The organism is Xylanibacter rarus, assembly GCF_001275135.1.
Classification (GTDB): domain Bacteria; phylum Bacteroidota; class Bacteroidia; order Bacteroidales; family Bacteroidaceae; genus Prevotella; species Prevotella rara.
This window is the reverse complement of record NZ_LFQU01000017.1, coordinates 78068-87379: the sequence shown is the minus strand read 5'-3', so window position 1 is coordinate 87379 and position 9312 is coordinate 78068. Positions and strand designations below refer to the sequence as shown.

At 45.2% G+C, this 9312-nt stretch carries 6 protein-coding genes; 3 read left to right on the top strand and 3 right to left on the bottom strand.

Annotated features, from left to right (window positions below; translation table 11 throughout):
• Positions 1–399: 399 nt before the first annotated feature.
• Complete coding sequence (locus tag ACU52_RS09505; RefSeq protein ID WP_053398641.1) at positions 400–1782, bottom strand: MGH1-like glycoside hydrolase domain-containing protein; 1383 nt, start codon at positions 1780–1782, stop codon at positions 400–402.
• A gap of 349 nt (positions 1783–2131) precedes the next feature.
• Here ACU52_RS09505 and ACU52_RS09500 point away from each other — a divergent pair, with 349 nt between their 5' ends.
• Complete coding sequence (locus ACU52_RS09500) at positions 2132–3376, top strand: hypothetical protein (protein ID WP_147630832.1); 1245 nt, start codon at positions 2132–2134, stop codon at positions 3374–3376.
• 43 nt (positions 3377–3419) lie between these two features.
• Positions 3420–3557: a hypothetical protein gene (locus ACU52_RS15275; RefSeq protein WP_162207762.1), complete on the top strand. Its 138-nt coding sequence runs from the start codon at positions 3420–3422 to the stop codon at positions 3555–3557.
• A 904-nt stretch (positions 3558–4461) separates the two neighbouring features.
• Here ACU52_RS15275 and ACU52_RS09495 read toward each other — a convergent pair.
• Entirely contained in the window at positions 4462–5979 is a 1518-nt protein-coding gene (locus ACU52_RS09495; protein ID WP_021855396.1) for a DUF4301 family protein, read from the bottom strand.
• A gap of 351 nt (positions 5980–6330) precedes the next feature.
• Between ACU52_RS09495 and ACU52_RS09490 the strand changes: the two genes are divergently transcribed.
• Positions 6331–8541, top strand: a complete 2211-nt coding sequence (locus ACU52_RS09490) for a RelA/SpoT family protein (RefSeq protein ID WP_053398640.1) — start codon at positions 6331–6333, stop codon at positions 8539–8541.
• A 251-nt stretch (positions 8542–8792) separates the two neighbouring features.
• Here the strand turns inward: ACU52_RS09490 and ACU52_RS09485 are convergent, their stop codons facing one another.
• A complete protein-coding gene (locus ACU52_RS09485) occupies positions 8793–9269 on the bottom strand; it encodes a DUF4252 domain-containing protein (protein ID WP_053398631.1) in 477 nt (158 codons plus the stop codon).
• Positions 9270–9312: the final 43 nt, after the last annotated feature.

Sequence of the window (9312 nt, the reverse complement as noted above, 5' to 3'; positions counted from 1 at the left end):
AAATATAAGGATCTATGATCCGATTACTTCCTATTTCTTGTAGTAAAACATTGAATTGACTAACGTAGAACTTCCTTTGTCATTATTCACTTTCATAATATAGCGGTACTTTTAGCGGATCTCATAAGACAGCGGTATTTTAAGCGGATCAAAGATCCTTATATTATATTCCGGCAGATTGCAAATCAGCCGGAACATTACCAAACGTAGTGATTATGAAGTTATGATAAGAATCAACAATGCATATGACTCTAACTCCTAGCTCACCTTAGTGAGCGATAACTCCTGTAACTACTTTAACTCCAAATGATAATCCCATAAAGCGCATATTTTTTCACTTTTAATTTTTCATTTTTAATTGCACTTTTGCGCCTGCTCTTCATTTATTATGCTATACGATTAAAACTCGGAAATGGTGGGGCGGCCTTCTAGCCAGGCTATCATGTTTAAGACTAAGAAGTTCCAATTCTGGAAGCCTTTATTGAGCACCGGCTCTCCGTTTTCAGGCAGGTAATACTCATGTAACGCACCGAAGCGCTCGAAGTCGCGGCCAAGCAGGATAACGGTCTTTTCAGCCAGCTCACGGGCTTCAGCGGTGTAGCCATAGTTAAGAAGACCACGGAAGACGAGGTAGTTGACATTAATCCATATTGGTCCCTGCCATGACGAAGGATTACCGCTGGCACGAAGATTATACATCTTCTCTAACGGAGACAGTGAACGGATGCCGGCAGGGGCATTGAACGACGTGGTGTCACGATAATGAAGACGGACTATGTCAGCAGCCTGAGACGGCGTAGCTATGCCTGCCCACATGGACATAAAGCCACTCCACACGCTGAAACGCTGGATAAGGCAGTCGTAATTACGCGGCTGACCGACATGCAGATAGAGGTCGCCGGGATTAAGACCGCTGATGGACGGCTTCTCGACAGGCAACAGATTGAGGTCGACGCTGTAATAAAACTTGTCGCGCGGGTCCCAACAGTGCTCCTGTATCTTCGACTTCAAGTCGGCTGCCTCTTTATCATACTGAGCCGCTATCTCGCCCAAACTGAGACATCGGGCAATGTAAGCCATGGCCTGCAGTTCCTTATACATAAGGGCGTTGAGGAATATTGAACCGGAACTTTCGTGGGGACGATAAAACGTGCTGGGATCGTTATCTACGCCTATAGCCTCATCAGTTTCCCAATAAAGAAGACCTGTAGCCTTATGGCGGTGGAAGTTCATATATTTAGACACAAAGGCCTGCAAATAATAGAAATCGTCGCGCAACCACTCAGCATCTCCGTTCATTGTCCTGACGATAAAGGCTGCATGCTGAGCCAGCGTTGGCTTGTGCATATTCGACTTCCAGGGATTACGCTTCTTGAGCATCTCTTCGCGTGAAGGTGCGTTGCGCTCTATCCATATAGGTATCCAGCCGTCCATGCCGCAATAGCTCAACGAATTGAGCACACAGCCGCGCTCATAGTCGAGAGCCTGAATGCTGTCTTTAGGCGTGCCGTTGTCGAGAAGAATCTGCCTGAGAGCCACGTTGCTGAGCCATGAGTCCCAGTCCCAAAGCATATCGAGATACTGACTGCTGCCGGGAGCAAGAAACTTATATTTAAGTGAGCCGCCTGCCTCGCGATACATTCCGCGCATCTCCTTATAAATGTTGCGCTTGCAGATGTCAGCATACTTGCTGACGTTAGCTGCGGTACGCTCGGGCAAAGCGGAACGGAGCTGAGACGAGAATGACAACAAGACAAAGAATAAGGCAAGGCGCAAGGGCATGCGTGAAGGGCGCAAAGATGACATAAGAGACGAAACGGACATGAATGTGCGGCAAGAATAGCTGTAAGCGTTCATAACATTTGATTAAGGTTAATTATTTTTTAAGCAATGCAAATATATAGCTTTTCAGGAAAAAAGCAAAGACATAAGCAAATAAAAAGCGACTGTATACAAACTGACGATTTATGGTCAACGGGAAAATATGCCTATATGTAGACATTTAACATAAATTAAACGACAAAATCGTCATTGACGAACAAACAGACATTATCTTTGCAAAAAATGTTTTGTAAGAATTATTAAAGAGAATGATAACCCACGATAAAACGTGGAATATAAGAAAAACACCATGAAAGAATTTACATCAAAACTTATTACGTACATGATGATGGTGTGCGTGGCATTATGCACAACAGGATGCGGAAGTGACAGCGACGAAGACGGCACTACAGACGGAACACACGAGGACATGGCTTTAGAAAACCTGAACGGACACGAACTGAAGTTCTATTATGAATATGAAGGAAAACTATACAGGGCCATGGCATTGTATGTAGACAAGCAAGGTACGCCAAACGTGCTGAGCTATTCGGCTGTGCAGATGATAGGCGTAACGAAATATGCATACGTAAAGACGAGCCAGAGCAAGGCGACGGTAAGCATGACGGTGATGTATTATCAGGCATCGCCAGACCCTGAAGGATGGAGCGACCCATGGCACCAATATGACATGGAACTTAACTTTGTGTCGGGAAACCAGGGATATGCCAAGGTTACAACGCAATATAAGACGCTTGTTAACGGTCTGCTGACAACGGTAAAGAAAGATGACCTGTGGTATTTCAAAATTGACAGCGATGAACTGCCAGACAAGACTCTGATTGACATCTGCATAGGCAACAGTGAAGGTAACGACGACGGAGATGGCGAAGGCAACTCTGAAAACGTGGTAACATCAAAGGCACTGAAAACAAAAGTAAACTTTGTGCAGGACGGTGAAAGACCATGTATAGCCGTGGGGCTGACAAAAAACAGCACAACAGGACTGCCTGACAAAACAGGATTCTGCATTGGAACATCACCCAAACCCACTATTGAAAACGCAATAATAAAGCTGAACGAGAATGATGAATGTCTGAACGGTTTTTCACGGATTATCGGCAACAGCGGAACAACGCTGAAACGTGGCACAACATATTACATAAGACCGTATCACAAGACGGGCAATAAAATAATATATTATGAAGAGACATCGGTTGAGACACCGGGAAAGAATTATATACTGACCATTACGCCTACGCTGACAAAGTATTACAACCTTGACTATAATTTAAAGAAGGAAGGCACATACACACTGGGCATTACATGTAAAGTGAAAACGGCAAACGGCGACAAATATTATAGAGAAGAACTGAAAACCGTAGGCAAAGGCTCTGGCTCAATGTCTTGGGACTCTTCAAAATCCGGCTACGACCTTGAAGATATCTACTACATAGAATTTAATGCAAGGGACAAAGCTACCGGAATATTGTATATATCAGACATGGCATCAGGAAGAGCCGGCGCAAAAGCGCAACTAAAAACTAAAAATTAAAAGTGAAAAACGCCTGACGGAAGTGAAGAGTGAAGAGTGAAGAATGAAAAATCCAAATGCTAACGTAGTGCGTGCGATAAGAACCAACAAGGCTAATGTGCCGGCTGATTTGCACGAGTTGTTGAGCACAGCGAAAAATCGGTCGGAAATGAATATCAGAACCGAAGGTCAGCGCAGCTAATTTTTTAATCCGATTACTTCCTATTTTTTGATTAATAGGTATGAGTCTCGGATCAAAGATCCTTATATTTTTTGCTGTCGGATAGCATATCCGACAGAACATTAGCCCCGTGCCGCCGGTTATGTAGCAACAAGACTAATGTGCCGGCTGATTTGCAATCTGCCGGAATTGAGTATAAGAACCGAAGGTCAGCACAGCTAATTTTTTAATCCGATTACTTCCTATTTAGTATCATCTTATACTTTTAATGCAAACATAGCATTAAATTTTACATTATTCACTTCATAAGACAGCGGTACTTTTAGCGGATCATAGATCCTTATACTCAATTCCGGCGGAGCACAGATCAGCCGGAACAATAGCCAAACGTAGTGATTATGAAGTTATGATAAGAATCAACAATGCATATGACTCTAACTACTAGCTCACCTTTGTGAGCGATAACTTAGCGTAGTGCGTGCGATAAGAACCAATAAAGCTAATGTGCCGGCTGATTTGCAATCGGCCGGAAATGAATATCAGGATTTATTTAATCCGATTACTTCCTATTTGACATCACCTAATATTTTTAATGCAAAATTATCATTAGATTTTTCATTACTCACTTCATAAGGCAGCGGTATTTTAAGCGGATCATGAGATCCTTATACTCAATTCCGGCAGATTGCAAATCAGCCGGAACAATAGCAACGTAGTACGTCTTACGAAAGTGAAAAGTTAAAAGTGAAAAACGAAAGATCCAAATGTATTGTGATTTTCAGCCCGCCTTTTTGTTTCTATTGGCGCAAGGCACTAAGCGCAAACGCAGTTCAGCGATGCTAATTATGAAACAAAAAATATATTATATAATAAAGAAAAATAGAGAATTGGGCATGTAAAGAATCCCAATTCTCTAGTTTTTATCTTATTGATGCTGCTCGCGAAGAAGGTCGTTGACGGTCTTTACGGGGTTGAATGTTGACAGAGGAACTTCTACGAACACTGTGTTCCAGTTGCTCATGGCACCATTCCACAAGCCCGGCAACTCGAGAGCCTTCAGTTCCTTGCCGTTCTTGCTCTTGCTGCTGATAAATCCTGTTGTCTTGTCAACATAGTCAGGCAGATTGAACGGCTCGCCCTTATAATTTTTAACGGCACAAACGAGGTCAACGGGATTGAAATGTGTACCCTCGGTGAACATCTTCATGTATTCGGTGTTGCTCTTGTCAATCTGACTGCTCTCAAGTATCTGCAGACTGATGGTGCCGTCCTGATTGTAGGTAAGGAACGGACCTCCGCCCGGCTCGCCAACGTTCTTTACAACTCCGCAGACACGGATAGGACGGTTGAGCTTTGAGCGCAGATAGATAACGAGGTCGGCATCCTCAAGATTCTTGATGTCTGGCTTGCGGCAGCACAGATCGTTCTGAACGAAACGTATGATTTCTTCAATCTGTGAATTGCTATACTCACCGCTGTCGAGCAGGCGCAGATAGCTGAACACCTTTTCCTGCAACGTTACAAGAATTCCGGCAATGAGCTGCTTGTAGGTTACGGTGTCGTTCTTAAGACGATCGGGCACAACGTTGTCGATGTTCTTTACAAAGATTACGTCGGCGTCGATGTCGTTAAGATTCTGGATGAGAGCGCCATGACCTCCGGGACGGAACAACAGAGAACCGTCGGCATTGCGGAACGGAGTGTTGTCCGGATTGGCGGCAATAGTGTCGGTGCTGGGCTTCTGCTCAGAGAAAGAGATATTGTAGTTGATGCCGAACTTGGCAACATATTTGTCTTTCTTCTCAGCCACCTTCTTCTCAAACAGAGCCTTATGCTCATGGCTTACGGTGAAGTGAACATTAGCCTCGCCTGCGCTTGACGCATATAATGCTCCCTCAACAAGATGCTCCTCGAGAGGAGTGCGCACGCCGTCTTCATATCTGTGGAAGAGCAGCAGGCCCTTAGGCAGCTGTCCGTAGTTAAGGCCCCTAGACTCGAGCATATTGGCAACAACAGCCTTGTAGTTGCCGGCAGCAACAAGGGCAGCGATGTCCTTGCCCTCATTCTTTACGCAAGCTGCGTTAAGCTCATCATAGAAAGCAAACTTCTCTATGTTGTCGAAGAATTTCTTTTCGAAGTCAGTACGCGGTTCGTCATAGTCAGCGCCGAGAAAAGCGAACATATCCTTGAACATACGGCTGGCAGCTCCACTGGCAGGAACAAACTTTACGATCTTCTTGCCTTCTGCCTTATAGGCTTCCCACTTTGCGATATAGTCGGCACGCTCACTGTCGGCAGGAGCAATGACGCCACGGCCTATGCCTGCTGCTGCCTCGAGCTTCAGGAAAGGAAAGCCTTTTTTAAACTCTTCGAGTTGGGTTGCTACTTGTTCTTCGGTTATGCCTTTTTCGGCAATCTGCTTTAAGTCTTCTGGTGATAACATAAGTATTATAATTTTATAAGGTTTCAGTAAATCAGTTACAAATATATAGTTTTTTTCTTAAAAAACATAACTTTAGATATTAAAAAGTTATTACTTATTGTCAGAAATGCCTTATTATTTAATTTATTTGAAAGAACATCCGAAAATATCAGGAAAAATGTGTAAGTTTGCATAACAATGTACTCCGGCAGACCATGAAAAGTTGCCGTGCAAAGGCATTATTAACCTGTAAGCATACACGCCGGCACGCATGCTGAAACATGGAAGACAAGCCAAAGCCGGACATTTAAAGATAGATTCATCAACGGCAGACGCCAACAGGCGGCAATGCCCTTAACATACAAGAAGGATATGGCTGAAAAACTGTTCTTTACCAAAAAAGAGAGAAACGACATTGTAAACATAATACGCGGACTGCGCGAGAACGCACACGGCATGCTGAAAAGAGAAGACGAGAAAAACATCTTCAGGCATCTGAAGACCGCTCTCGAAAACGACCTTATACAGCGCGATGTGTTTGGAATGAACCCCATACTGCTGAGTCTGCAGACCGCACAGATTGCCGTGAGCGAGATTGGACTGAAGCGCGACGGCGTGATGGCCATACTTCTATATACAAGCGTGGCTGAAAACGACAACTCGCTTGAGGAAATAGAAAAGAACTTCGGGAAAAACGTATCTACCATAATTCACGGACTCAGAAGCATACAGGAACTGTATAAGAAGAATCCGGTGATAGAGAGCGAAAACTTCAGAAACCTGCTGCTGTCGTTTGCCGAGGACATGAGGGTGATACTGATAATGATTGCCGACAGGGTAAACCTGATGAGGCAGATAAGGGACACCACAAACACTGAGGCAAAGATGAAGGTGAGCGAGGAGGCAAGCTATCTGTATGCCCCGCTGGCACACAAACTGGGACTGTATAAGCTGAAAAGCGAGCTGGAAGACCTGAGCCTGAAATATCTTGAGCACGACGCCTACTACATGATTAAGGCGAAACTCAACGAGACAAAGAAAAGCCGCGACGCCTATATAGAAAAGTTCATAACGCCTATAGACAAGAAGCTGAAAGAGGCCGGACTGAAGTTTCACATGAAGGGTCGCACAAAGAGCATTCACAGCATCTGGCAGAAGATGAAGAAACAGCAATGCGGCTTTGAAGGCATATATGACCTGTTTGCAATAAGAATAATACTCGATTCGCCGGCTGAACTGGAGAAGATGCAGTGCTGGCAGGTGTTCGCCATAATAACAAACATGTATCAGCCTAACCCGAAACGTATGCGCGACTGGCTGAGTGTGCCTAAGTCGAACGGATACGAGAGTCTGCACATAACCGTGCTCGGACCTGAAAACAAATGGGTGGAGGTGCAGATACGCACAGAGCGCATGGACGAGGTGGCAGAAAGAGGACTGGCTGCCCACTGGAGATACAAGGGCGTGAAGGGCGAAAGCGGACTTGACGAATGGCTCAACAGCATAAGGACGGCGCTGGAGAACAAAGACGACCTGCAGGTGATAGACCAGTTTAAGATGGATCTTTATGAGGACGAGGTGTTTGTGTTTACGCCCAAAGGCGACCTTATGAAGTTTCCGAAAGGAGCCACCGTGCTCGACTTTGCCTACCGCATACACTCTAACATAGGCAACCACTGCACGGGAGCAAGGATAAACAACAAGGCGGTTACTTTCAGATACATACTGAAAAACGGCGACCAGGTGGAGATTATGACGTCGAGCACGCAAAAGCCGAAACAGGACTGGGTGAACATCGTGAAGACAAGCCGCGCAAAGTCGAAGATAAGAATGGCCATAAAAGACCTTATGGTGAAAGACGGAGCGTATGCAAAGGAGATGTTTGAACGCCGACTGAAAAACCGAAAGATCGACTTTGACGAGAGTGCCGTGTCGCACCTGATAAAGAAACTGGGATATAAGGAGGCAAACGACTTCTACAAAGACATGGCTGACGGAAGCCTCGACGTGAACCAGACAATAGAAACGTATCAGCAGGTGCTGATGTTCGACAACAACACCGCACCAACCGCTCCGGCAAGAAGTGCGAAAGAGTTTAGCTTTGAGAACCCCAACGAGGAGATTGCCTACTCGAACGACGACGTGCTGGTGATTGACCAGAACCTTAAAGGCGTGGACTATACGCTGTCGAAATGCTGCCACCCGATATACGGCGACGATGTGTTCGGATTTGTAACCGTGAACGGCGGAATAAAGATTCACCGCACCGACTGCCCCAATGCACCCGAACTGAGAAAGCGATTCGGCTACAGAGTGGTGAAGGCGATGTGGAGCGGAAAGGGCAAATCGCAATACTCTATCACGCTGAAGATTATAGGAAACGACGACATAGGCATCGTGAACAACATAACGAGCATTATATCGAAAGAGGAGAACATCATGATGCGCAGCATAAACATTGACAGCAACGACGGACTGTTCCGCGGTAATCTCGTGGTAAACGTGGAGGACACATCGAAACTGGAACAGCTGATAAAGAAGCTGCGCAACGTGAAGGGCGTGAAGCAGATTATAAGACTATAAGAAGAATGAGGATGCGGCAGCAACGCCGCACACAATGAAGACATACAAAAGGCCATGATGTCTTGACAATAAAAAGGAAACGGACAAATGCACAGGCACAACAGCCGGCATTTGTCCGTTTTTATATTAACCTTTCTTTAACTTTAGCCACAATAGGTTATTAGCCCGCACACAGCATTATCTGTTTTGTATATTCATGTTTTCAGCCGTCTACTTGCTGAAGAATATGCGGAGCGATGACCTGTTTACGGTTAAAGAATCTGCTGCAGCATGTCTTTGTTCAGGAGCTTCATGGCGTCTTCCTTGCTTATCTTGCCGGTAACGTCGATAAGGGCACAATCTTCATCGTCTGAAAAGGCGATGAAAAGTTCGGTAACATAGTCGCCCTCACACTTGCCGAATACTTTTATTGTGTCTGACTCGTCAACGAACGAAGCCATGGCTTCGTAGGCTTCAGAGTCTATCTCTCCCACCCTGTCATTGAATGTCTTTATCTGTTCGTCGGTGCCCTCAGACAGCAGGACGAGAGTGCCGCCGTCAAGATTAGACAGGAGAGCCTTGACATTTTCAGGCATGGCGGCAGCCTGCGCTGCAATAAGGTCCTTGCTGAGCGTTATGGCCTGCGCACCTGTAGACTTTGTGATTTCGTTGATTACCTCTTGTGTGCTTTTGGCAAAGCCGGCCATGCAAAACATTGCTGCCAGCGCCAGAATAAACAGCTTTTTCATAATAGTGTCGTTTTGTTGTTAATTATGTCATTTGTTTCTATTG

Excerpts from the sequence above, each read along its gene's own strand:
- ACU52_RS09485 (WP_053398631.1), bottom strand. The coding sequence starts at position 9,269 with ATGAAAAAGCTGTTTATTCTGGCGCTGGCAGCAATGTTTTGCATGGCC.
- ACU52_RS09500 (WP_147630832.1), top strand. The coding sequence starts at position 2,132 with ATGAAAGAATTTACATCAAAACTTATTACGTACATGATGATGGTGTGC.
- ACU52_RS09505 (WP_053398641.1), bottom strand. The coding sequence starts at position 1,782 with ATGCCCTTGCGCCTTGCCTTATTCTTTGTCTTGTTGTCATTCTCGTCT.
- ACU52_RS09495 (WP_021855396.1), bottom strand. The coding sequence starts at position 5,979 with ATGTTATCACCAGAAGACTTAAAGCAGATTGCCGAAAAAGGCATAACC.
- ACU52_RS15275 (WP_162207762.1), top strand. The coding sequence starts at position 3,420 with ATGAAAAATCCAAATGCTAACGTAGTGCGTGCGATAAGAACCAACAAG.
- ACU52_RS09490 (WP_053398640.1), top strand. The coding sequence starts at position 6,331 with ATGGCTGAAAAACTGTTCTTTACCAAAAAAGAGAGAAACGACATTGTA.